Consider the following 23,862-nt stretch of genomic DNA (forward strand, 5'->3'; position numbering starts at 1 on the left):
TAGAATAAAAATGATCTTAAATGATTTCCAGGCTATGACCTGATAACAGGAAAGCCAGAATTACAAGTCCCACAACAATACGGTACCAGCCAAAGATTTGAAAGCCTCTCTTTTGAAGGAAGGTAATGAAGGATTTAATAGCTAGCATAGCTACGATAAAAGCAATTACATTGCCTATAGCTAAAAGCTTAATCTCTTCTCCGGTAATTACATATCCATCTTTATAAAAGTCATAGATCTTTTTGGCTGTTGCCCCGAACATGGTAGGAACCGCAAGAAAAAAAGAAAATTCTGCAGCGACTGTGCGGGTCATGTTCTGCGACATTCCCCCTACAATGGTAGAAGCAGAACGGGAGGTACCAGGAATCATTGCCAGGCATTGAAAAACGCCGGTAATAAATGCAGCCTTATAGTCAATATTCCTTGAATCACGAATACTATTGCGCTGGAAAAACTTGTCAATAAATAGAAGAATCACCCCTCCAACTACCAGTGCTATTGCAACAGTCGTTGGACTTTCCAATAGTTCGTCGATCTTATCGCTGAAAAGTAAACCTGCAATGGCTGAGGGGATAAAGGCTACTAAAAGCTTGAAGTAGAAATCAAGGGTTTGGAAAAAACGTTTCCAGTAAAGAACAAGCACTGAAAGGATCGCTCCCAATTGAATAACTACTGTATAAAGTTTTACGAAGTCGTTAGACTGGATTCCCATCAATGATGATCCTATGATCATATGGCCGGTTGAAGAAACGGGAAGAAACTCAGTAATACCTTCGATTATCGCGAGGATAATGGCCTGGATAATGCTCATTAATTATCGCGTTTTTTAAGGATAGAATAAAACCCGATACCAAAACCCACCAACACTACCACTGGAGCAAGTACAGTTTTTCGAAAATCGTAAATGTCCGTTTCTCCTATCATCAGAATAAATCCTAAGACAATCACTGCTATTGCCAGCAGCATTAGCCTGTAGTTGCTTTTACCGAATACAAATTGTACCGGTGTATTTGTAGACGAAGTTTTCTTTAATGCCATTATCTGTAAAGGTTATTAACTTTTAATCTTAAGTATTTGGTTACTGCAAAGTAGGTGCTCAACCCAGCGATCAGGATACCTATTGCCACCACACCTGCAAATACTAATGCAAATTCGTACCAATTTTTTAATATAACTAACTCTGGAATTTGCTGCTGTGCCAGGTACAGCGCGCCCAAGAGCAAAATAATAGCTATAAGCGATCCTAATAGTCCGTGTATAATTCCATATCCGATAAAAGGAGCGCGGATAAAGTTCTTTGTAGCGCCTACCAATTGCATTGATTTGATCAGGAAACGCTGGGAGTAAATTGCAAGACGTATGGTGTTATTGATAAGAGCAATTGCGATAATTAATAAGGTACCGGCAAAAGCCAGGATCACCAGACTTATAACTTTGATATTTTGATTCACCATATCTATCAGTGACTTCTGATAAATAACCTCTTTTACCAAAGGGTTTTTGGATAACTGACGGGTGAAATTTTCGATGCTGGCGTTATTGGCATATTCCTCCTTCATGTATACATCTATTGACGAGAGGAGGGGATTATAGCCAAGGAATTGTACGAACTCTTCTCCCAAGTCTTTCTGCAAGTTACGTGCAGCAATTTCTTTACTAACATATTGAGATCGGAGTACATAAGGGTGCGTATCTAATTGTTTTTGAAGCGCAAGCACGTCCACCTCTTTAGCGCCATCACTTACAATAATATTTAGAACAATATTTTCTTTAACGTATTTAGAAAGATTGCGAGCATGAACCATGATCAGTCCAAGCAGGCCAATCATTAACAAAACCAATGCAATACTAATCACAGTTGAAATATATACTGGTTTAGTTTTCTTTGCAGCGGTGCTTCCTTCAAATTCTTCCATAGCCTGTTTAATTACGCGAAAATAACTATTTAACTAAAGTCCTTAACGTAAAATTGAATATTTAGATATTTTTAACAAAGAAAGAGGGGGGGATTTGCGATTTACGAATTACGAATTACGATTTCCGGGATGCCAATGCGATACGTTGGTGGGTGGGGGGAGGCATAATAGAGTTACAGAATGTAATGTAAATGTCAGGCTTTATTAAAGCACTAAGTTTTCGTAACCTTCTGTTTTTTAGTGCGTAATAATCATCAAATACCAAATTGAAAAACATGAGAAAGCAAGCATCTATCCTGATTGAAGGAATATTAAATCAGATCTTTGGCTTAAAGCCGCAAGCAGTAGCAGTTTTGAAAAATGGAAGGCAAGTTGTTGTTCCGGTTCGGAGATAACTTGGTTGCAAAATATAGTTTAGAATAAGGGTTTAGTTTTATTTAGTGTATTTTTTAGGTTAAAGGTTGATTGTTAAGAGGCTGTTCCAGGAAAGAACAGCCTCTTTGTTATTAATGCCTATTCGAAGGACACTGTATAACTTGAGTTTAAAGCATTTTTTAATTGCTTATATAATTCGGTGTTCGAAGTAGGGCTGATTATAATCTTATTTCCAGTGGGGGTAGCCGTTGGTAGCTTAGAAAAATCCATTGCGGCAAAAAGTTTATTCACTTCCATCTTTACAACTGCAATGTAGTTATCTCGTCTGATCTTAGCCCATAGGTTTTTTACATTAATGTGCAGAGCAGCCTCGTCATTAAAGTAAAATTCAACTGGAACAACTGCTCCAGATGGAAGAGTTACCAAAGCTTTTAATGTAAGGGGAGGATGTTCTGCAGATGGTTTAAGGTACAGTATTCCATCAATTTCATCAAATTTATTGTAGGTCCTGAAAGTGATCGTAAATAAATCGTTATTATCTGCCAGCATATTCACGTTCCAAAGACCCTCCATCGCATTGCCTCCTACTACCGTTCCGCTGTTCTTCAATTTCACATCAAAGCTTGCCAGGTTCAGCCAGGCATACGTCCATTCAACAGACGGGACAGCAGAGGTGGTGGTACCCGACGATAGTGAAGTTTCAGCTTTAAATTTAAAGTCTATCGTCTGTTCTTCCTGTTGTTCTTCTTTCTTACAGCCGGAAAATGCAACAGCGCTCATTAGCAGAGCAAAAAAGCTAAGTTTTAAATGTTTTATCATGGTAGTAAAAGTTTTACATTTTATTAGTTAGTCAATCGTGATACCTAAAATCAAGTGAGAAGAGCTGAGAATTGTTTCTGGAAACTTGAAAATGTTGTTTGCCTCCTATTAATCCGAACCTTAACAATTACTAATCGGTGGGAATTTGTATTTTCGCACCCCAAGTATTAGTACAATGGATTACCAGTATAAAGAGATTGAGAAAAAATGGCAGGATTTCTGGGCTGAGAACCAGACTTACAAGGTTGAAAACAACTCTGAAAAGCCAAAATATTATGTCCTTGATATGTTCCCTTATCCTTCAGGTGCAGGTTTACATGTCGGACATCCGCTGGGATATATTGCGTCAGATATTTTTGCCAGATATAAGCGATTGAAAGGGTTTAATGTATTGCACCCAATGGGATATGATTCTTTCGGATTGCCCGCGGAACAATATGCTATCCAAACTGGGCAGCATCCTGCGCTTACTACAGAGCAGAACATATCTACCTATCGTCGCCAATTAGACCAGATCGGTTTCTCTTTTGATTGGAGTCGTGAAGTACGGACAAGCGATCCAGAGTATTATAAATGGACTCAATGGATCTTTATGCAGCTTTTCAACTCCTGGTATAATCTGGAAGCTGAAAAAGCGGAGCCAATTGAGGCTTTAGTCAAACGTTTTGAAGTAACAGGAAGCGCTGGGATTAAGGCTGTTTCAGATGAAGATGTACTTAGTTTTAGTGCAGAAGAATGGAATAGCTTTAGTGAAAGCCAGAAGCAGGAAGAACTGCTGAAATACCGTTTAACCTATCTGAAGGAAAGTACGGTGAACTGGTGTGCTGCCCTGGGAACTGTTTTAGCTAATGATGAAGTTAAAGACGGTGTTTCAGAACGTGGTGGTTATCCTGTGGAACAAAAGAAAATGATGCAATGGAGCATGCGTATCACTGCTTATGCAGATCGTTTGCTCCAGGGATTGGATACTATTGACTGGCCTGAGCCTCTAAAAGAAATGCAGAGGAACTGGATAGGGAAAAGTACCGGAGCCTCCGTTGTATTCCCTCTCGAAAATGGGGGGGGAAGTATTGAGGTGTTCACCACCCGTGTCGATACTATTTTCGGAGTTAGCTTTTTAGTGATTGCTCCTGAACATGAACTGGTAACATCTCTGACTACTTCTGAGCAAAAAGAGGAGATCGAATCCTATATCTCTCAAACTAAGAAGAAATCAGAGCTGGATAGAATGGCCGATACAAAAACAGTATCAGGTGCATTTACCGGTAGCTATGCCTTAAATCCTTTAGACGGAACTAAAATCCCCGTTTGGATTGCCGATTATGTATTGGCTGGTTATGGAACCGGTGCTGTGATGGCCGTTCCTTCCGGCGATCAGCGCGACTTCCTGTTTGCAAAACATTTCAACCTTCCAATTATTCAGATCCTCGACGGGCAACAAGATATCGAGCATCAGGCGGATCCAACCAAAGAAGGAAAATATATTAACTCTGGTTTTATCAACGGTCTTACTCACCAGGAAGCTATCCCTGCTTTGATCTCCAAATTAGAGGAATTGAATGCAGGAAAAGCGAAGATCCAATACCGGATGCGCGACGCTATTTTCGGACGCCAGCGTTATTGGGGAGAGCCCGTTCCCGTGTACTTCAAGGATGGACTTCCTCACCTAATCGAGGAAAGTGAACTGCCTTTGTTACTGCCGGAAGTAGATAAATATCTTCCGACTGAAACAGGAGAGCCTCCGCTGGGGCGTGCAACAGATTGGAAATATAATGGCGAAGCATCTTATGAGCTGAGCACTATGCCGGGCTGGGCTGGATCCAGTTGGTATTGGTACCGCTATATGGCTTCGGCAGAAGATCGTAAAGAAACTGCTTTCGCTCCAAAAACTGTCATAGAGTACTGGAAAGACGTCGACCTGTATATAGGAGGTTCAGAGCATGCTACAGGCCACTTGCTATACAGTCGTTTCTGGAATAAATTCCTCAAAGACCTTGGTTATGTAGTAGAGGAAGAACCATTCAAGAAGCTGATCAACCAAGGTATGATCCAGGGTCGGTCCAACTTCGTTTATCGTGTGTTGGATGAAGAAGGAAAAGGCACAAACAGGTTTGTTTCTTACAACCTGAAGGACGAGTACAAAACCACTCCCCTTCATGTAGATGTTAATATCGTGGAGAATGATGTGCTGGATCTTGATAGGTTTAAAAAATTCAGGGCAGAATTTGAAAATGCTGAGTTCATCCTGGAGAACGGGAAATACGTTTGCGGGGTGGAGGTAGAGAAGATGTCTAAATCCAAATTCAATGTTGTTAACCCTGATGACATCATTGAACGTTACGGTGCGGATACCCTTCGCCTGTACGAAATGTTCTTAGGACCTCTGGAACAAAGCAAGCCCTGGAATACTAATGGTATAGAAGGTGTGTTTAAGTTCCTACGTAAGTTCTGGAAGTTATTTCACAACGATAAATTCGAGCTTTCGATCTCAGACGAAGAGCCAACCAAAGCAGAGTACAAAGCTTTGCACAAAATCATCCGAAAGGTAGAAGAAGACATCGAGAGATTCTCTTTCAATACCTCGGTTTCAAGCTTTATGATCTGTGTGAACGAGCTTCAGGAACTGAAGTGTAACAAGCGCAAGATCCTTCAGGACCTTGTAATAGTACTTGCACCTTATGCTCCGCATATCACAGAAGAGCTATGGTCACTTTTAGGAAATCGTTCAGGGGCCTTGTCGTACGCCCAGTATCCTAAATTCAATCCGGACTACCTGGTGGAAGATGAGTTTGCGTATCCTATCTCGGTGAACGGTAAGATGAGAATGAACTTAAATATTTCTTTAACCTTAGAAGCGGCCGATATTGAGAAGCTTGTTCTTAGCAATGAGGACGTTCAAAAATATCTCGACGGCAAAAATCCTAAAAAGGTAGTAGTGGTAAAAGGAAGGATTGTAAATATCGTTATTTAATAAATTAGTAAATATCTTGATACAGAAAAAGGCGGAGACGAATGTTTTCCGCCTTTTTTCGCAGTTAGCAATGGGGTTCAATCGATTTCGGTAAGAAAAAAGTGACCCGAAGTGGTCTTCTCAAGGCTTTCAAAAAATGGATTAATTTCCACAGCACCTTGTAACAAAGGATATACCTTTGCGACTAATTAAAAAGTCTTATTCATCCATGTTTAAGGCTCTTAACAAATATATTCAATGAAACATTTATTCATAGCCTTATCAACATTCTTTCTTATTAATTCTGCTCTTGCGCAAGTGCCGGTAGGGGGGGCGACTATAACAGGCCGTATTTCAGGAACTGTACTCGATTCGCTGACTAAAAAGCCAGTTGACTACGCGTCAGTAGGACTGGGAAGAGCCAGCTCAAACAAAAGTACTAATGGCTCGATCACAGATTCAAAGGGCGTATTTAAAATAGATAATATTTCTCCAGGAAAGTACAAGTTAACAATAAGCTTTATCGGCTATCATACGAAGGTTATCACTGGTATTGAAACTACTCCTGGAAAGCCAGATGCCAATCTGGGAAGAATAATGCTTTCTCCTTCTGCTAATGCTCTAAAAGAGGTGACCGTAACCGGGCAGGCTGCTATTATTGAGAACCGGGTAGATAAAGTGGTTTACAATGCAGAAAAGGACGCGACGGTTTCAGGAGGGAATGCCGGTGATGTGCTGCGTAAAGTTCCAATGGTTACAGTAGATCAGGATGGTAATGTTGCATTACGTGGAAGTCAGAATGTTAGAGTTCTGATCAATGGAAAGCCTTCAGGAGCGGTTGCAAGTAGTTTAGCAGACGCGATGAAGATGCTTCCAGCCGACCAGATTAAGAACGTGGAAGTAATTACCAGTCCTTCTGCTAAATATGATGCTGAAGGTTCAGCTGGTATCATCAACATTATTACCAAGAAAAAGGAAATGTCTGGTGTAAGTGGTTCAGTGAGCGGAGGTTTGGGTACCAGGCAGAACAATGGTAATGCAAATCTTAACATCAATAAAAACCGCTTAAGTTTTACAGGGAATTTTGGAGGAAATCTTACCTGGCCTCAAACTTCTCTTACCGATATATTTATCGCTACAAATGATTCTACTCACAGTCAAGCCGGGGAGACTCGTTTGAAGCGTTATGGCTTTTCTACTTCAGGGAACTTGAGTTATGACTTTAATGCTAATAATAGCATTTCCTCCGGTATCAGATATAATCAGGGCGGCTTTTCTACAGACGGGGCTTCTACGAAGATCAGCAGTGCTATCGGAAGCTCATTAGCCCCAAATTCTGAAATTATCGATAATGAGAATGATAATAAGTTCCAGGGCTTTGACTGGAATGCTGACTTTACGCATAAATTTAAAAAGCCTGGTCATGAATGGAGCGTTGCAGGTCAGTGGACAGAACTGAAGTCAAATACTGATTTCGAAACTTTAAATAGCCGGATTATCAAGAATGATCAAATCGGTAAAAATACCGGGATAAATGATGAATATACAGCCCAATCCGATTATTCATTACCAGTTTCGGCTAAGGTGAAGCTGGAGCTAGGAGGTAAGGTGATTGCAAGAAGGATTGACAGTGATTACGATTTCGATAAAAGAGAGGGAGGGGATTTTGTCAGAAATAGTGCACTATCGAATATCTACCATTACAATCAGGATGTTTATTCCGGATATTCGGTTTGGACTTTTACTCTTAAGAACAACTGGGGCCTTCAAGCTGGAGGAAGATATGAGCATACCAAGATATCAGGGCAGGTGGAAAATGACGATCAGAACTTAGATCCACTAAACAACGATTACGATAATTTCATTCCGAGTTTATCTATATCCAAAAACATCAAGACTAATTCGTTCCGGCTAAGTTACAGTAAGCGAATTCAGCGCCCAAGCCTGCAATATCTTAATCCTTTCAGAAACACCAGTAATCCGCTAACGCACACTGTGGGAAATCCAGAACTTAGCCCGGAAGTTTCTCAAAGCGTAGAGTTTAATTTCTCTACTTTTATTAAGACTTCCGTGATCAATGCTTCGGTTTATTTCAGACATACTGATGATGTCATCGAGAATTTTGTGGAGCGTGAAGCTTATCAGTTTTCTGATGGAGTAACCAGAGATGTTTCTGTATCTACCTTCCAAAACATAGGAAACAATAATTCATTAGGAGCTTCATTTTTCGGCCAAATTCAGCCTGTTAAAAAGCTGACTTTAAGAGGAAATGTGAATCTTTATACCTATAAGCCAACTGTGAGTAGAACCTTTGCTTCAGCTGCGTCTAACAACAATGAAACTTATCTAATGTACAATGGATTCTTGGGGGGATCTTACACCATTGCTAAAGGATTTTTAATGGAAACGTTCGCTATTGTTAATGCACCTCGCCGTACAGCCCAGGGACGCAACCCTTCTTTCAACATGTGGCAGTTGTCTTTTAATAAGGAAATTCTGAACAAGAAAGGTAAGTTAGGCTTGAATATGGTCGATCCCTTTAATGAGCGAAAGAGTTTCAATAGCAGCTTTGTAGGTAACGGAATAACACAGCAAAGTTCTTTCTCTGTACCATTCCGTTCTATTGGGATAAACTTTAGTTATCAATTTGGTAAAATGAACTTTGCACCGCAGCAACCTAAAAAGAAACGCGGTGTGAATAATGATGATTTGAAACAAGACACTGGACAGGGAGGTCAGGGAACAGGAATGTAAGTCTTTTAAAATATAAGAATGAAAGACCGGTAATTTTCATTGCCGGTCTTTTTTTTGGCCCAACCGATTTATTAGGTTATTTTATTTACAATTGATATTAACTTTGGCGCCAAAATAAAAGCAATGTCCTCTAAAAAAATTGTATCGCTTCTGCCATCATCTACGGAAATCATTTATGCACTCGGCCTTGAAGAGCAGTTGGTAGGGCGATCGCACGAGTGCGATTTTCCAGAGGCGGTAAAGGCTCTGCCAGAATGTTCTTCAGCATTGATCGAAGAAGGAGGAACCAGCCGGGAAATTGATACGATAGTGAGGCAATCTGTAGCTGATGCATTATCCGTTTACAAGGTTGACGCAGATCTTCTTAGAAAACTAAGCCCTGATGTAATCATCACTCAAGCTCAATGTGAAGTCTGTGCGGTTAGCCTGACTGATGTTGAAAAGGCTATAGGAGATGATTTAAACAGAGCAGTTGAAGTGATCTCTTTAAGTCCTGAAACCTTAGACCAGATCCTGTCCGACATTGCAACAGTTGCCCAGAAACTTGAGGTTCAGGAGAGAGGTAAAAATCTGATCGAAGAACTGGAAGAGCGACGTGATCTGATTAAACATAAGTTGAAGTTTGTAGAGAGCAAGCCTAAGGTAGCCTGTATTGAGTGGTTAGATCCACTGATGACTGCAGGAAACTGGACGCCCGAGCTTATTGAAATAGCAGGAGGTGTGCCTGTTCTCGCTATTACTGGCTCTCATTCCCCATATATTAAACCAGAAGACCTTGTTGAAGCAAACCCTGATATTATTGTTGTAGCCGCTTGTGGGTTTTCCATTGAAAGAAGCCTCCAGGAAATTTCCCTGTTAATGCAGCTTCCCGGTTGGAATGAACTAGAGGCGGTGAAAAACAACAAGTTGTTCATCGCCGACGGAAACCATTATTTCAATCGTCCGGGTCCAAGGATCATTGATACTATTGAGATACTTGCGGAGATCATTAATCCTAAGCAGTTTATTTTTGGTTACGAGGGCCAGGGTTGGGTAAAGTTCGACTTGCTATAGTCAAATTACCTGAAAGCTGATCCATAAAAACAAAGGCTGAAGTGCTTTGTCTTTATCGCACAATAAATATCAGGTTATGAGCTTGCTTTTTAGTCCCTTGAGAATTAGGGAAGTTGAATTTAAAAATCGTATTGGTGTTTCACCTATGTGCCAGTATTCCAGCGAAGATGGCTATGTAAATGATTGGCATCTTGTTCACCTGGGGAGCAGGGCGGTAGGGGGAGCAGGTCTGATTATTATTGAGGCAGCGGCTATTGCACCAGAGGGCAGAATAACTCCAAAGGACCTGGGAATCTGGAGCGATGATCATATCAAAGGCTTAAAACAAATAGTGGATTTCATACATGGGCAGGGAAGCGTAGCTGGTATCCAGTTAGCCCATGCGGGTAGAAAGGCCAGCACAAGGGAACCCTGGAACGGAAGTGCGTCTATTCCGTTGGAGGAAGGTGGATGGCAGACATTGGCGCCTAGTGCAATTCCCTTTTCTGAAGATCACAATACACCCCGGTCATTATCTTCTGAAGATCTTGAACAAATTAAAATAGAATTTCAGTCTGCTGCTAAAAGGGCTTTTGATGCAGGATTTAAAGTTGTTGAGATACATGCTGCGCACGGATACCTTCTTCATGAATTCCTGTCGCCACTCTCCAATAACCGCGCGGATACCTATGGCGGCTCATTTGAGAACAGGATTAAATTTCTACTGGAAGTTGTGGAAACCGTAAGGCTAGTATGGCCGGCAGACCTGCCTTTATTTGTTAGGATATCGGCAACCGACTGGGTGCAGGGTGGTTGGACGAAGGAAGACTCGATAAGGCTTGGAGAGATCCTGAAAACAAAAGAAGTCGATCTGCTAGATTGCTCTACCGGAGGAAATGTTCCGAAAGCTGATATACCTGCAGGTCCGGGCTATCAGGTGGAGTTTTCAGAGGCAGTCAGAAAGACTGGTATTCTTACAGCAGCAGTAGGTATCATAACTTCCCCTGAACAAGCAGAATCTATTATCAGTAAAGGAAAAGCTGATCTTGTCCTGCTTGCACGTGAAATGCTTCGAGATCCTTATTTTCCATTGCATGCTGCTAAAGTATTAGGGGTAGATATCCCCTGGCCGGTACAATACGAAAGGGCGAAACGATAAAAATAAAAGACCTCTGAACATTTCGTCCAGAGGTCTCCTTTTGGTATATCTAGCTACTACTACTACTACTACTACTACTACTAAAATTTAATTCCTTTAGGGCTAAAGATACGTTCTACAGTCACTGTTAAAGATGCAACTTATAACACTGCATTTAGCTGAGTTTTATTTTTATTAAAAGTATTTACAGCTAATCCTTCATCAAGAAAAGTTGAAGCATATGCTTTAGATGAAGGGCCATTGATAAATAAGGTGGTCCCTCCTTTTATAGCTTCAATGATAGAAGGAGTTAGCTCAACCGGAACTGCCGGGCAACCATGGCTGCGACCTAAACGACCATGTTGATTTATGAAGCTTTGGCTTACATACTCAGCACCATGTACTACCACCGCTCTGTTTAGAGCATTAGTATTATAGCCATTGTCCATACCGTTCAACTTTAAAGACAATCCATGTTTTCCAAAATACGTATTGCTTGTAATGTAAAAACCAAGGCTGCTTTGATGAGAGTTCGTAAGGTTTGAAAAACTGGTAGCAAAATTATCTCCGCTTCCTTGTCCATGTGCCACTAAAGTATTGAATAATACTTTTCTAGATCCCAGATCAATAATCCAAAGACGTTTTTTAGTGCTGGCCCTTGTAAAATCTACAATAGATATCACTTCCTTCGAAGTAGATACCAGATTAGAGTTTTTAAAATTATAGTATCCTGTTACTGCCTTTTTGAACACATCGAAGTCAAGACCAGAATCATCTAATTGTGCAGCATCATAAATTTCAGAAATGTGTTTGTTAAAAAGCGTTGCAGCAGAAATTGTTTCTGTAGGAGCAACAGGCGACTCGATAACAGCGGTATCTTTGGCGATGGCAGCCTTAACATCAGTAGGATCGTTTAAACTCCATCCGATAGCAGGTAAACTTAATGCCAAAAGAGCTAAGCTTGCCCCGCGAAAAATCCTTTTCCTCATAATCTTTCCCTCAGTAAATTAAGTAGAGTTTATACGATAGATGTTGTTTTAAGTTTCTCTGGTTTTGTGCTACAAAGGTAACACCTTTTTATGGAATGTCAATGATTGAAGAATTTATATTTGTCATATTAGTTTAATTAATCTCTTATTACTACCTCTCCTTTAGGTGTGAAGTTATAGCGTATAAAAATTCGCCAGGTTTACAAAGGAAGATTTGCCAAAACCAAGGTAACTATACCGAGTTCAAAAATAGAGCCTTAATCAATCAATCTTATTTAGTTAAATACTTTTCTGAAAAATCTCCAACCCTATGAAACGACGTGTAAACTTGCTAATTCTACTTGGTTTTTGTGTTAGCATCTCTAATTGTAAGAATCAAATGAAAGAAGGAAATGCTGTGGAAGAAGCAGTAAGTTCCGAAAGAAAGATTTCATCTATTATGGATGAAGCCTTTGCCTGTACACCTAAACCTAAACTACATTATGTTTCAACCTATGCCGGAACGGCTCAGTCGGGTTCTCGGGATGGTCAAAGGCAAGTGGCAAGCTTTAATTACATTAAAGGTCTGGCTATAGATAAATATGGGAACTTAATTGTAGCTGATGCTCTTAATCATAAGATTCGAAAGATAAATACTTCAGGATTTGTAACAACTGTAGCTGGCAATGGAACGGAAGGAAGTATGGATGGTCCGGTTTCAATCGCGACATTTTATCAACCGGAGGGTGTTACGGTTGATCGCTATGGCAATATTTATGTTTCAGATCAAGGCAATAAGATCAGAAAGATAAGTACCACTGGCCATGTAACAACCTACGCAGGAAGTGGCAATTACGGATCGAATGATGGGCCCGCTAAGCAAGCAAGTTTTAAGTATGCAGGAGACATGGCATTTGATGCCGAAGGAAATTTATTTATAGCAGATGTTCAGGGATATAAAATCAGGAAAGTAAGCCCGGAGGGGATGGTTTCTACTTTTGCGGGAACAGGAGAACCGGGAGCGAAAGATGGCCCTGCAAACAAGGCCACTTTTCTGGAGCCTTTGGGGATCGCCGTAGATCAGGCAGGAAATGTCTATGTATCTGATGGGAATCACAAGATTAGGAAGATCACCAGGAAAGGGCTTGTTTCGACCTATGCCGGTACCGGCAAGCCCTTTTCTGCAGATGGTTCTGCCCATAGAGCTAGTTTTTATTTGCCGGGAAGTCTGGCTTTAGATGAGTATGGGAACCTTTATGTATCAGAAGGCGGTGCCTACAAAGTCAGGAAGGTGAGTCCTGAAGGTTTTGTATTTACAATAGCCGGAAGTGGTGAACGTGGAGATAAAGATGGGGCAGGCAACAAGGCTAATTTTGATGGCCCGACTGGAATTGCCTTCGACAGGTTCGGGAATATTTTTGTTGGGGATGGGTTTAATAATAAAGTGAAACTGGTAAGTCCTAAACGCCCGGCAAATGAGAGGGAGATCTTAACAAGTATCACAAATTGAACATACTCTTACTTGAGTAAGAACCTTCATTGTCGCTTCTCCCCTAATAAAGAAGGCGATACAGAGTTGAAAGGTGTAAATGAACAAAGCCGTTCTAATGAACGGCTTTGTTAGATTATGAACTGGGTTCCTGATTTTAACTGAGTAAATTTTTCCAGCTAACCATGTTTCCAATGATCTGATCCAATTGCTCAATAGCAACGCGTTCCTGTGCCATCGTATCGCGATGACGAATAGTAACGGTATTATCTTCCAAACTCTGGTGGTCAACGGTGATACAGAAAGGTGTTCCTATGGCATCCTGGCGACGATAACGTTTACCAATGGCATCTTTCTCCTCGTAAACTACATTATGATCAAGCTTCAGCCTGTTCATGATCTCACGGGCCTTTTCAGGCAGTCCGTCTTTTTTAGTCAGAGGGAATATCGCGGCTTTTACCGGAGCCAGGCAAGGATGCAGCCTCAAAACAGTACGACTGTCTTTTTTGTCGCCCTCACTCAGGTCTTCTTCCTCGAAGCAATTAATTAAGGTTAGTAGGAACATCCGGTCAAGACCGATCGACGTTTCGATAACGTAAGGCACATAATTCTGATTGATTTCAGGATCGAAATACTGAAGTTTTTTACCAGAAAATTTCTGATGCTGACTCAAATCAAAATCTCCACGGCTATGGATACCTTCCACCTCTTTAAATCCAAATGGGAATTCAAACTCAATATCTACTGCGGCATTTGCGTAGTGGGCTAACTTCGTATGATCATGGAAGCGATATTTCTCAGGGTTTGTACCCAGAGCTTTATGCCATTTTAAACGGGTTTGTTTCCAGTAATCGTACCATTCCATTTCCGTGCCAGGACGAACGAAGAATTGCAACTCCATCTGTTCAAACTCACGCATACGCATAATGAATTGGCGGGCAATTACCTCATTACGGAAAGCTTTACCTATTTGAGCAATCCCGAAAGGAATTTTCATCCTGCCGGTTTTTTGTACGTTAAGGTAGTTAACGAAAATACCTTGAGCTGTTTCCGGACGAAGATAGATCTTATCAGATTCTTCTGCGATAGCACCAATCTGTGTAGAGAACATCAGGTTGAACTGACGCACATCTGTCCAGTTGCGAGTTCCAGATACAGGGCAGGCAATCTCATGCTCCAGGATCAGATCCCGTAAAGCAGTAAGGTTATCACTTTTCAAAGCCTCGTCCATTGCCTGTTGGAGCTCTGCAGCCTTAGCAGTTTTTCCGTCTTTTTCGTAACGTGCTATCTTGTCTTCCAAAAGCTGGTCAGCACGATAACGTTTTTTGGAGTCCTTGTTATCGATCATCGGATCATTAAATCCGTCGACGTGTCCAGAGGCTTTCCAGGTGGTTGGGTGCATGAAAATTGCAGCATCGATACCCACAATGTTCTCGTGCATTTGCACCATTGATTTCCACCAATATGTTTTTATGTTGTTTTTTAATTCAGAACCGTTCTGTCCGTAGTCATACACGGCACTTAAGCCGTCGTAAATCTCACTGGATTGAAATACAAAGCCATACTCTTTAGCATGGGATATAACGTTTTTAAAAAGCTCGTCGTTATTTTTGCTCATGATGCTGCAAATATAAATTGATTTGTCAATTGTGAACAGGATTTACCGAATTTGTTCAATACACAATCTTCCTTGCAGTGGTCGAGTGGATACATGTTAAATAATAACTCACTGTTTGAGCTAATTCTGCTGTATAGGACCTCCCTGTCTTCCGACTCAAACACCTTCCTTTTATAAAATCTTTTTTAGCCTTATCCTTGTATTATATTTCAACCCTTTTAACTATGAGCGTAAAAGTAGAACAGCTTACCAAAATATACGGAGAGCAAAAGGCAATTGATACTATCTCTTTTTCTGCTGAGCCTGGTAAGATCCTCGGTTTCCTAGGTCCGAATGGTGCTGGTAAGTCTACTACAATGAAGATCGTCTCATGCTTTATTCCGCCGAGCTCAGGAAAGGCAAGCCTCTGCGGATACGATGTTGCTGAAAATCCTATAGAGGTTAGGCGCAACTTAGGTTACTTGCCAGAGCATAATCCACTATACCTGGATATGTATGTTAAAGAGACCTTAACCTTTATTGCTGACATTCATGGCCTATCAAACATTAAGAGACGTATTGACGAGGTGATAGAGCTAACAGGATTGGGTTTAGAGCAGCATAAGAAGGTTGGAGCCCTGTCAAAAGGATACCGTCAACGGGTGGGCATAGCTCAGGCGATCATTCATGATCCCCAGGTTCTGATCCTGGATGAACCTACTTCCGGTTTAGATCCGAATCAGTTGATAGAGATCCGCGGTCTGATCAAGGAGTTGGGTAAGAAAAAAACCGTCATCCTATCAACCCATATTATGCAGGAGGTGGAAGCCATCTGCGACAGTGTTGTTATAATCAATAGAGGTCAAATTGTTGCAGATAGCACTTTGAGTGACCTGCGTTACAAATTCTCAAATCAGTCTTTAGAACAGGTTTTTTTACAAGTAACAAGAGGTTAATTTTTAATATTGCGTAGCTCGTCAGTAACACTGATAAAAAGGGGACGTTGAATAGGTCAAAGATTACCTGATACTTTTAATTAAGGAGAAAAAGTAGGCAGCCTTGTCTATGTACTATTGTTGCCCAACCAGTATAAAACAGGGACATAACCCGGGATTAGCCCGGACTTAACCCGGTAATTTCCATGTGAAGACCAGGTTGTTTCCTGGTAGTCCTATTGTTAACTGTAAGTTAATGTTGGCGCGGGTAGGATACTATCCTCCTGCTTATAGAAACTATTTAGATGACCATTTTTTCAATATTAAATCAGAGGATTTAGGCGGAGTATACTGTTGCTCTGTAAACTTTCTTGGCTTTTTTCTGTCTTTTTATTTTTGATGTCAAATAGTAACGTTACACTTACCCAATTACATTTATGAAAAAACTACTATTATTGATAGCTATGGCTGGGACCTCATTTTCTTCATGGGCCCAAATTGAACCAATGAGAACCAGATACGGAATTGCTTTAGAAGCCGGCCTTCCTGTTGGAAAATCTGGAGATGTTTATAGTCTTGCCATTGGCGGGTCATTGTTTCTGGATTATCCTGTATCGCCAACATTTAACGTTTCGGGTTCAGCAGGGTTTACCAATCTAACTATAAAGGAAGAAATAAGCTGGCTAGGGGATAACCCAAGTTTTATTCCACTAAAAGTGGGAGCAAAATATTTTTTCCTTAACAATTTATTTGCTCAGGCTGAGGTTGGGGCTGCGGTTGCAGCCACTAAAGGTAGGTCTACTGCTGCTATTATTGCTCCTGGATTAGGTTTATCTTACCCTGTTTCAGGAAGAACTAATTTTGAAGCAGGCGTTCGTTATGAGAGCTGGGCAGCTGATGGAGGTTCTGTAGACCAGGTTGCCTTCAAGGCAGCGTTAAAATTCTAAAGCTGGTATCGATCATATTATTTAATTTTCACAATAGCTCAATCAAAAAAATAAATCTCCCGTTAGTCTAACTAGCGGGATTTTTATTGTAATCCTGCATGAACAAAAACTTTAGCATTATTTGTTTATGCTTTTAAAGCATTAGCTAGTACAGTTTTTGTTTAACGAAATATTTGTCACTAATTTCGGCAATCTATTATGCTTTCAGTTTTCAATAAAGAGATCGGTAGTTTTTTTAGTTCCCTTGTGGCTTATATTACCATAGGTGTCTTTTTATTGGTAATGGGTTTGTTCCTTTGGGTGTTTCCTGATTCGAGTATTCTTGAATACGGATATGCTGGATTGGACAGTCTTTTTAGCACGGCACCTTATATTTTCATGTTCCTTATACCAGCTATTACCATGCGTTCGCTGGCTGAAGAAAGGAAGGAAGGGACATTTGAACTGCTTGCAACAAGGCCCCTAACTGATTGGCAGATCGTTTTGGGAAAATACTTTGCCTGTCTCTTAATCGTACTTTTTGCCCTGCTGCCCACCCTGATCTATTATTTAACAGTTTACCAATTAGGCGTACCTAAAGGTAACATTGATACCGGAGCTGTTATTGGATCTTACATAGGTCTGTTTCTGCTTGGCGCATCGTTTGTTGCCATAGGTATTTTTGCCTCGTCACTTACAAAAAATCAGATCATAGCTTTTACTATCGCTGTTTTTTTAAGCTTCATTGCCTTCAGTGGCTTTGATTCAGTTAGCAGAATATTATCGCTGCAGTCCCTGGAGACTTATCTAACTGCAATTGGAATTAATGAACATTACGAATCGATTAGCAGGGGTGTATTGGATACCCGCGATCTGGTATATTTTCTGAGCTTCATTGCAGTCTTTCTGGTAATAACAAAAACGATCTTAGGAGGTAGAAAATGGTAAACAGAAGGAAAAAAGATTTAGGCTATCTGGCTGTATTCATTCTGGCCTTAATCTTACTGAATTTTCTGTCCTCTTTCTTTTTTACAAGGTTTGACTTTACTTTTGAAAAGAGGTATACCCTTTCCAACATTACCCGGAATGAACTTGATCATCTGGGTGATGATATCCTGGTTACGGTTTACCTGGAGGGAGACTTCCCTGCAGCGTTTAAGCGACTAAGGAATTCAACACGCGAGTTGCTCTCTGATTATAAATCCTATTCAAATGGAAGGCTTAGGTTTGATTTTGTAAATCCCCTGACTGGAAATGAACAAGAACAGCAGAGCGCTTATCAGGATCTTATAGCGAAGGGCCTTGAACCGACGAATCTAAGTGTGAAAACAGAGGATGGTCTGACACAAAAGATAATTTTTCCATCCGCTTTAATCACCTATCAGGGGCGACAAATGCCGGTTAGTCTTTTTCAGAACAGAGAGGGCCTGCCACCAGAACAAGTACTTAATAATTCTATCCAAAATCTGGAATATGCTTTTACAAGTGCAATAAAAAAGGTGACCAGCGGAGGAAAGCCTCGCATTGGATTTACAGAAGGGCATAATGAATTAAACGATCTGCAGCTGGCTGATGCTATGAACACCTTGCAGTCAGGATACGAAGTAGGCAGGGTAGATCTTAGAAGCATAACGTTTGAGGGCCTCTCGAAATTAAAGGTGTTGATAGTTCCTAAACCAGACAAAGAGTTTTCAGAAGCAGAAAAATATAAGATTGACTACTTACTGATGAATGGCTGCCGGGTTTTCTTTGCACTGGATAACGTTAACGCAGAATTAGACAGCCTGAGAGGTGCAGGAAGTCAGCTAGCCTTTCCGAAGAAGCTGAACCTGGACGATATGTTGTTTAAATATGGCGTTAGGATAAATTACGACCTGATAGCAGATATGAGTTGTTCTCAGATCCCCCTAAATGTTGGAAACGTTGGAGGGCAAGCACAAATGCAAATGGTTCCATGGTTGTTCTATCCCATCTTCGTTCCGGTATCTAAGCACCCTCTTGTGAAGAACCTGGACGGCATCAGGAGTGAATTCGCCAGTACGATAGATACTATTGCGTTAAAAGGGTTAAGGAAGACTGTTATATTAGCAAGTTCTCCTTTTAACCGGACGTTAAAAACGCCTAATGTGATCTCCCTTCAGATGGCAGCAGAGGAGCCTGATCCACGAGCATTCAGAAGTCAGCCGAAGCCGGTAGGAGTGTTGCTTGAGGGTTCATTCTCGTCGAACTTTGTCAACCGTCCTGTACCAGAAGGTATAGAAGCAGGACATAGCCTTCCCGAAAAAAGTAAACCGACAAAGATAGTTGTGGTTTCTGACGGCGACATTTTAAAAAATCAGGTCAGCTCGCAGGATGGTTCGCATTTTCCCTTGGGGTACGACCGATATTCACAAAAGCAATATGGGAACAAAAATTTTTTGTTGAACATTGCTGATTTCCTTACCGATGAAAGTGGAATTATTGAGCTACGTAATAAGGAGATCAAGGTTAGGTTACTTGACCGGGCCAAGATTAAATCTGAAAAAACCTTTTGGCAGGTAATTAATATTGTCCTTCCGATTGTTTTGCTGTTGATATTTGCTATTGGAGGGCAGTATTATCGCAAACGAAAGTATGCAAGCTAAGAATTTGTATTTCAAATACGATAAATCTTGCGGATTCTGCTTTTCCACACTATATTTTAGAATGTTAGGATTTTTCTTTCCTGTATGGTTCAGCTTTTTCTATTTTTGGTCTTTGCTGGCGTGTCCAATAAATGCCGGTCACATTATTCAGATTTTTAAGATATCAATTATATGAGATTCATCGTTTCGACGTCGACTTTATTAAAGCAGTTGCAGGCAGTTAACGGAGCATCAAGCAGTAGCACTGTTTTGCCGATACTCGAAAATTTTCTTTTTGAAATAAGAGATGGGATTTTAACTATTTCCGCGACCGACTTGCAGACTAGTATGACCACTTCCTTGCCTGTTGAATCAAAAGAAGAAGGTAAGATTGCTATACCTGCTAAGATCCTGATGGAAACCTTGAAGACCTTACCTGATCAGCCTATTGCTTTCAATATCGATGAAAACACTTTCGCTATAGAAATTAACGCGGGTGATGGAAAATATAAATTGAGCGGAGAGAATGGAGATGATTTTCCTAAGATTCCAACCGTTGAAAATGCTTCTGCTGTAAATCTTCCGGCATCTGTTCTTTCAGAGGCTATCAACAAAACGATCTTCGCTGTAAGTAATGATGAACTAAGACCTGCAATGACCGGGGTGTACTGCCAGTTAACTCCTCAGCATCTTACTTTTGTTTCTACAGATGCTCATAAATTGGTTCGTTACAGAAGAAAGGATGCAAGGTCTGAAACAAATACCTCTTTTATCCTTCCTAAAAAGGCATTGACCCTGTTAAAGTCTTCGCTTCCTTCAGATGATGTGAATGTTTCCGTAGAGTACAATTCAACAAGTGCATTCTTTCGTTTCGGGAATATTAACCTTATTTGTCGCTTAATCGACGAAAGGTACCCTGATTATGAAGCGGTAATTCCTCAGAATAATACGAACCAGTTAAGTATTGACAGAGCTTTGTTCTTAAACTCGCTACGCCGCGTGGTGATCTTTGCTAATAAAACCACCCATCAGGTGCGTTTAAAGATCACTGGAAGTGAATTGAATATTTCTTCTGAAGATATCGATTTCTCTAACGAAGCACATGAGCGTTTAAGCTGCCAGTATGAGGGCGAAGATATGGAAATAGGCTTCAACGCACGTTTTCTGATTGAGATGTTGAATAACCTGAGCGGGGAGGAAGTTACTTTGCAAATGAGTACTCCTAATCGTGCCGGACTATTAATTCCGCAAACGAATGACGAGCGAGAAGATGTACTTATGCTGGTAATGCCGGTGATGTTGAACAGCTACGCTTAGTGTGTAAGATTTAGTACGTTCTTTTAATAAAAATAAAAAGGAATCCCCGCGTTTATCAGTGCGGGGATTCCTTTTTAGCCTAATGTTAAACAATTGGAATGATAGTCGAGCCGAGAGTTATTAAAACGCAGATTTTGGCGGGACTTTTGTTAATACTAATCTCTCTAACTAATGCTTCAACACTATGAATAACATACCTTTACGATCTAGAAAAAATCAAGGATATTTTTTAGTAACTCTATTAGCACTGTTCTTTGTCTCTGTTCTTTCCTCCTGTAAGAAAGACGATGATGAAATGGTTAGTCCGGATGTTTCTTTTATTACCTTCATTCACTCTTCGCCCCAATATCCGGCAACACCTTTAGATTTTTATATCGGGGGAGTGAGAAGCACGTCGGCTTTAATGTTTACTGAGACCTCAGCCCGGTATACAGGAACTCCTTATTTCGGTATTTATTCAGGTTCTTATTATATTCAGGTGGGACTTGGTGGCACGACTACGCAAATTCTGGCAGGTAACATGGATTTCAAAGCGAATGAGACTTATTCCTTTTTCGTTACAACAAAAAGCCCTACCATAGACTCAGCTAGTGCAATTATAACTACTGATAATCTTTCTGCACCATCAACCGGTAAAGCTAAGGTTAGATTTGTAAACGTTTCAAGATCCGCGACGGCCCTTGATCTGGCTTTACAAGGAGGTCAGGCATTATTTACTAATAAGGCTTATAATTCTTATACAGATTTCATGGAGGTTAACCCGGGGTCTTTGACTTTCCAGGCTAAAGACACAGGTACAAGTAACGTACGCGCTACTTCTTCGGCTTTAAACATTGAAGCTGGCAAGATCTATACCATTTGGGCAAGCGGAGCTACCGGAGCTTACGAATTGCAGATGATGGTTAATAAATAATTAAAATTACAAATAGGAATGTCAGACTTGAACTGATATTCCTATTTTTGGGCGATACCAAAACAAATTGCCTTGGAAGTTATCCAATCTATCATCGACTTTATTCTACATATTGATAAACATCTTGTTGATATTGTAAGCGAATATAAAACCTGGACCTATTTAATTCTTTTCCTGATCATTTTTGCTGAAACAGGTTTTGTGGTAACTCCATTCCTTCCCGGAGATTCTTTGCTTTTCGCTGCGGGGGCTTTAATTGCAACTGGTGATACCGGACTTGACATATACCTTATGGGATTAATTTTAACTGTTGCGGCCATTTCCGGTGATTCAGTTAATTATTTTATGGGTAAGTCGATTGGTTTGAGGGTATTCAAGCCAGGTAATAAGATCCTTAAAGTTGAATATTATCAGCAGACCTCTGCTTTCTTCAATAAACATGGAGGAAAAGCGGTTATGTTCAGTAGGTTCCTGCCTATTATTCGTACCGTGGCTCCCTTTGTAGCGGGAGTAGGCCATATGCCCTTTCATCGTTTTACGATGTATAATATCATTGGCGGAATTTTTTGGATTATCAGCTTTTTGGGTTTGGGGTACGCCTTTGGTAACATACCTGTAGTGAAGGAAAACTTCACTCTTGTAGTGTTTGCTATTATAATAATTTCGGTGATCCCTCCGGTATATGCTGCTGTTTCCGCTAAGCTAAAAAAAGCGACGGTTTAATATTCAGGGCGTCCCATTGCTGCGTCTTCTTTGTAAAGAGCCTCAGCCTTTTCGAGGCTGTCTTTTTCTATAAGGCTTTCAGTGCTGAATTTGAATTTGGAAAGCTCCGGTTGTCCGGCGTCTACCCAGGCCGAATACCAATAGCTGCCTATAGAGAGTACAGAACTGCGCATCTGACGTTCTACCATGCCGTCAAGAAGTTTGTGATATTCTTCCGAGTATTCTTCGGAATACTGTTTAATTGCCTTTCCGTTATTATTGAAGTAGGAGTATTTCCGGTCAGAAGGAAAGGTCCTGAAGAGTTTCGCTTCTATTAAAAGCACTGAGTCTTTCAGGCTAAAGGTGTGTTTTATTATTTTCCAGGCTTCTTTCAATGGGTCTTCTATATAAACAGCTCTGCCGGTAAAAAAATCATAATCCTGCGAAAAGAGTACAGGTAATCTGGTTTCCCAGAATGCATGGATCCCCACTTGATTAGTAAGCTGGCCGTTATGATTCTGCGTGGTATGTAAAGGAACATGGGCATCAGCTATATAATGCCCAAGGTCTGAGGAATACCTAAGAATCTTTACTGAATCCCGATCTTTGAAAGCCTTAGTAAGTGAAGCGTAAGTTCTTTGAATTTGCCAAGGTAACAGACCATGTTGTTTTAAAGTATCGAGCGTGTATTTTTTTACTGCCTCGTTCCATTTCATGGGTAGGCTATCAAAAGGGGATGATCCGTAATGGTCCGAGTCAAGGTAATGGCGGGGAGCTTCGGAAGGATCAATATACCTGCGTTTATCCGGGTCGCTGGCATGTTCGGTGATATAGGAGATATTATTCTTATAGAACTTTATCATTGCTTGAGGTAAAGTGAAGACAGCCAGGTGACTTATTTTTCTATGAGCAAAAAATCCCCAGGAGCCGAAAAGTAAGGTCATTGTCGTAAGAGCTAGGAGGATTACTGTTTTCCTGTACATTGTTGTCGTAATAAGGTGCTTGAAGTTAATACATTAGCTGTAGAAATAAAGGAGAAAATTTTAAATAAAAGTTTTGTAGTTAAAATAGATCGTCCTATATTTGCAGTCCGAAAAATAGAAGTTAAAAAGCTTACAAATGGCAAATCATAAATCAGCGATTAAGAGAATCAGAGCGAATGCTACTAAGCGCTTACGTAACCGCTACCAGGCGAAAACTACACGTAACGCAATTAAAAAATTACGTGGAACTACATCTAAAGAAGAGGCAACTCCACTTTTAGCTAAAGTTTCGTCAATGCTTGATCGCCTTGCAAAGAAAAATGTAATCCACAAAAATAAAGCTGCTAACAACAAATCTAAGTTAACAAAATTTGTTAACGGCTTAGCTTAAGATATTTTTATTACAAGTAGGAAAGGGATGTATTGCATCCCTTTTTTGTTTTTT

At 40.5% G+C, this 23,862-nt stretch carries 20 protein-coding genes; 13 read left to right on the top strand and 7 right to left on the bottom strand.

Annotated elements, in window-relative coordinates:
* Positions 1 to 16: 16 nt before the first annotated feature.
* The 4 genes from J4N24_RS17475 to J4N24_RS17490 all read right to left on the bottom strand — a co-directional run bounded on the left by J4N24_RS17475 (position 17) and on the right by J4N24_RS17490 (position 3,110).
* Complete coding sequence (locus tag J4N24_RS17475; protein ID WP_207535006.1) at positions 17 to 811, bottom strand: undecaprenyl-diphosphate phosphatase; 795 nt, start codon at positions 809 to 811, stop codon at positions 17 to 19.
* A complete protein-coding gene (locus J4N24_RS17480) occupies positions 811 to 1,038 on the bottom strand; it encodes a DUF3098 domain-containing protein (protein WP_207535007.1) in 228 nt (75 codons plus the stop codon). Before J4N24_RS17480 ends, J4N24_RS17475 begins: the two co-directional genes overlap by 1 nt.
* A complete protein-coding gene (locus tag J4N24_RS17485) occupies positions 1,038 to 1,916 on the bottom strand; it encodes a cell division protein FtsX (protein ID WP_207535008.1) in 879 nt (292 codons plus the stop codon). The genes J4N24_RS17480 and J4N24_RS17485 overlap by 1 nt, the downstream gene beginning before the upstream one ends.
* 513 nt (positions 1,917 to 2,429) lie before the next feature.
* The gene (locus J4N24_RS17490; RefSeq protein ID WP_207535009.1) at positions 2,430 to 3,110 is read right to left on the bottom strand and encodes a hypothetical protein; all 681 of its coding nucleotides are present in this window, start codon (positions 3,108 to 3,110) and stop codon (positions 2,430 to 2,432) included.
* A gap of 175 nt (positions 3,111 to 3,285) precedes the next feature.
* On the opposite strand from J4N24_RS17490, the gene leuS reads away from it, so the two are divergent.
* From leuS to J4N24_RS17510, 4 genes are all read left to right on the top strand, one after another.
* Positions 3,286 to 6,081: a leucine--tRNA ligase gene (gene leuS, locus J4N24_RS17495; protein ID WP_207535010.1), complete on the top strand. Its 2,796-nt coding sequence runs from the start codon at positions 3,286 to 3,288 to the stop codon at positions 6,079 to 6,081.
* A gap of 237 nt (positions 6,082 to 6,318) precedes the next feature.
* Positions 6,319 to 8,814 (top strand): TonB-dependent receptor, encoded by a 2,496-nt coding sequence (locus tag J4N24_RS17500; RefSeq protein WP_207535011.1) that lies wholly within the window; start codon positions 6,319 to 6,321, stop codon positions 8,812 to 8,814.
* A gap of 123 nt (positions 8,815 to 8,937) precedes the next feature.
* Positions 8,938 to 9,867, top strand: coding sequence for a cobalamin-binding protein (locus J4N24_RS17505; RefSeq protein ID WP_207535012.1), 930 nt, complete (start codon positions 8,938 to 8,940; stop codon positions 9,865 to 9,867).
* A gap of 76 nt (positions 9,868 to 9,943) precedes the next feature.
* A complete protein-coding gene (locus tag J4N24_RS17510; RefSeq protein WP_207535013.1) occupies positions 9,944 to 11,005 on the top strand; it encodes an NADH:flavin oxidoreductase/NADH oxidase in 1,062 nt (353 codons plus the stop codon).
* Positions 11,006 to 11,145: 140 nt separating this feature from the next.
* Here the strand turns inward: J4N24_RS17510 and J4N24_RS17515 are convergent, their stop codons facing one another.
* Entirely contained in the window at positions 11,146 to 11,973 is an 828-nt protein-coding gene (locus tag J4N24_RS17515; RefSeq protein ID WP_207535014.1) for a murein L,D-transpeptidase catalytic domain family protein, read from the bottom strand.
* Between the two features lie 379 nt (positions 11,974 to 12,352).
* Between J4N24_RS17515 and J4N24_RS17520 the strand changes: the two genes are divergently transcribed.
* Positions 12,353 to 13,462, top strand: coding sequence for an NHL repeat-containing protein (locus J4N24_RS17520; RefSeq protein WP_207535015.1), 1,110 nt, complete (start codon positions 12,353 to 12,355; stop codon positions 13,460 to 13,462).
* Between the two features lie 136 nt (positions 13,463 to 13,598).
* Here the strand turns inward: J4N24_RS17520 and J4N24_RS17525 are convergent, their stop codons facing one another.
* Entirely contained in the window at positions 13,599 to 15,059 is a 1,461-nt protein-coding gene (locus J4N24_RS17525; RefSeq protein WP_207535016.1) for a glycine--tRNA ligase, read from the bottom strand.
* A 224-nt stretch (positions 15,060 to 15,283) separates the two neighbouring features.
* Between J4N24_RS17525 and J4N24_RS17530 the strand changes: the two genes are divergently transcribed.
* The 7 genes from J4N24_RS17530 to J4N24_RS17560 all read left to right on the top strand — a co-directional run bounded on the left by J4N24_RS17530 (position 15,284) and on the right by J4N24_RS17560 (position 22,455).
* Positions 15,284 to 15,994 (top strand): ATP-binding cassette domain-containing protein, encoded by a 711-nt coding sequence (locus J4N24_RS17530; protein WP_207535017.1) that lies wholly within the window; start codon positions 15,284 to 15,286, stop codon positions 15,992 to 15,994.
* 416 nt (positions 15,995 to 16,410) lie between these two features.
* The gene (locus J4N24_RS17535; RefSeq protein ID WP_207535018.1) at positions 16,411 to 16,920 is read left to right on the top strand and encodes a hypothetical protein; all 510 of its coding nucleotides are present in this window, start codon (positions 16,411 to 16,413) and stop codon (positions 16,918 to 16,920) included.
* Between the two features lie 198 nt (positions 16,921 to 17,118).
* Positions 17,119 to 17,847, top strand: a complete 729-nt coding sequence (gene gldF / locus J4N24_RS17540) for a gliding motility-associated ABC transporter permease subunit GldF (protein ID WP_207535019.1) — start codon at positions 17,119 to 17,121, stop codon at positions 17,845 to 17,847.
* Positions 17,841 to 19,523: a gliding motility-associated ABC transporter substrate-binding protein GldG gene (gene gldG, locus J4N24_RS17545; RefSeq protein ID WP_207535020.1), complete on the top strand. Its 1,683-nt coding sequence runs from the start codon at positions 17,841 to 17,843 to the stop codon at positions 19,521 to 19,523. The genes gldF and gldG overlap by 7 nt, the downstream gene beginning before the upstream one ends.
* 171 nt (positions 19,524 to 19,694) lie before the next feature.
* Positions 19,695 to 20,819 (top strand): DNA polymerase III subunit beta, encoded by a 1,125-nt coding sequence (dnaN, locus tag J4N24_RS17550; protein ID WP_207535021.1) that lies wholly within the window; start codon positions 19,695 to 19,697, stop codon positions 20,817 to 20,819.
* A gap of 184 nt (positions 20,820 to 21,003) precedes the next feature.
* Positions 21,004 to 21,732: a DUF4397 domain-containing protein gene (locus J4N24_RS17555; protein ID WP_207535022.1), complete on the top strand. Its 729-nt coding sequence runs from the start codon at positions 21,004 to 21,006 to the stop codon at positions 21,730 to 21,732.
* Positions 21,733 to 21,804: 72 nt separating this feature from the next.
* On the top strand, positions 21,805 to 22,455 hold the full coding sequence (locus tag J4N24_RS17560; RefSeq protein WP_207535023.1) for a DedA family protein: 651 nt from the start codon (positions 21,805 to 21,807) through the stop codon (positions 22,453 to 22,455).
* Here J4N24_RS17560 and J4N24_RS17565 read toward each other — a convergent pair.
* Entirely contained in the window at positions 22,452 to 23,378 is a 927-nt protein-coding gene (locus J4N24_RS17565; RefSeq protein WP_242691696.1) for a zinc dependent phospholipase C family protein, read from the bottom strand. The two genes, J4N24_RS17560 and J4N24_RS17565, sit on opposite strands and share 4 nt — an antisense overlap.
* A gap of 175 nt (positions 23,379 to 23,553) precedes the next feature.
* Between J4N24_RS17565 and rpsT the strand changes: the two genes are divergently transcribed.
* Positions 23,554 to 23,808: a 30S ribosomal protein S20 gene (rpsT, locus tag J4N24_RS17570; protein ID WP_207535025.1), complete on the top strand. Its 255-nt coding sequence runs from the start codon at positions 23,554 to 23,556 to the stop codon at positions 23,806 to 23,808.
* The last annotated feature ends 54 nt before the right edge of the window (positions 23,809 to 23,862 follow it).

Origin of the sequence: Desertivirga arenae (assembly GCF_017355785.1) — a bacterium.
GTDB classification, from domain to species: domain Bacteria; phylum Bacteroidota; class Bacteroidia; order Sphingobacteriales; family Sphingobacteriaceae; genus Desertivirga; species Desertivirga arenae.

Coding starts and splice junctions, on each gene's coding strand:
- J4N24_RS17510 (WP_207535013.1), top strand. CDS start 9,944: ATGAGCTTGCTTTTTAGTCCCTTGAGAATTAGGGAAGTTGAATTTAAA.
- J4N24_RS17535 (WP_207535018.1), top strand. CDS start 16,411: ATGAAAAAACTACTATTATTGATAGCTATGGCTGGGACCTCATTTTCT.
- J4N24_RS17505 (WP_207535012.1), top strand. CDS start 8,938: ATGTCCTCTAAAAAAATTGTATCGCTTCTGCCATCATCTACGGAAATC.
- J4N24_RS17555 (WP_207535022.1), top strand. CDS start 21,004: ATGAATAACATACCTTTACGATCTAGAAAAAATCAAGGATATTTTTTA.
- rpsT (WP_207535025.1), top strand. CDS start 23,554: ATGGCAAATCATAAATCAGCGATTAAGAGAATCAGAGCGAATGCTACT.
- J4N24_RS17485 (WP_207535008.1), bottom strand. CDS start 1,916: ATGGAAGAATTTGAAGGAAGCACCGCTGCAAAGAAAACTAAACCAGTA.
- J4N24_RS17515 (WP_207535014.1), bottom strand. CDS start 11,973: ATGAGGAAAAGGATTTTTCGCGGGGCAAGCTTAGCTCTTTTGGCATTA.
- gldG (WP_207535020.1), top strand. CDS start 17,841: ATGGTAAACAGAAGGAAAAAAGATTTAGGCTATCTGGCTGTATTCATT.
- J4N24_RS17565 (WP_242691696.1), bottom strand. CDS start 23,378: ATGACCTTACTTTTCGGCTCCTGGGGATTTTTTGCTCATAGAAAAATA.
- dnaN (WP_207535021.1), top strand. CDS start 19,695: ATGAGATTCATCGTTTCGACGTCGACTTTATTAAAGCAGTTGCAGGCA.
- J4N24_RS17500 (WP_207535011.1), top strand. CDS start 6,319: ATGAAACATTTATTCATAGCCTTATCAACATTCTTTCTTATTAATTCT.
- J4N24_RS17530 (WP_207535017.1), top strand. CDS start 15,284: ATGAGCGTAAAAGTAGAACAGCTTACCAAAATATACGGAGAGCAAAAG.
- leuS (WP_207535010.1), top strand. CDS start 3,286: ATGGATTACCAGTATAAAGAGATTGAGAAAAAATGGCAGGATTTCTGG.
- J4N24_RS17520 (WP_207535015.1), top strand. CDS start 12,353: ATGAAAGAAGGAAATGCTGTGGAAGAAGCAGTAAGTTCCGAAAGAAAG.
- J4N24_RS17490 (WP_207535009.1), bottom strand. CDS start 3,110: ATGATAAAACATTTAAAACTTAGCTTTTTTGCTCTGCTAATGAGCGCT.
- gldF (WP_207535019.1), top strand. CDS start 17,119: ATGCTTTCAGTTTTCAATAAAGAGATCGGTAGTTTTTTTAGTTCCCTT.
- J4N24_RS17480 (WP_207535007.1), bottom strand. CDS start 1,038: ATGGCATTAAAGAAAACTTCGTCTACAAATACACCGGTACAATTTGTA.
- J4N24_RS17525 (WP_207535016.1), bottom strand. CDS start 15,059: ATGAGCAAAAATAACGACGAGCTTTTTAAAAACGTTATATCCCATGCT.
- J4N24_RS17475 (WP_207535006.1), bottom strand. CDS start 811: ATGAGCATTATCCAGGCCATTATCCTCGCGATAATCGAAGGTATTACT.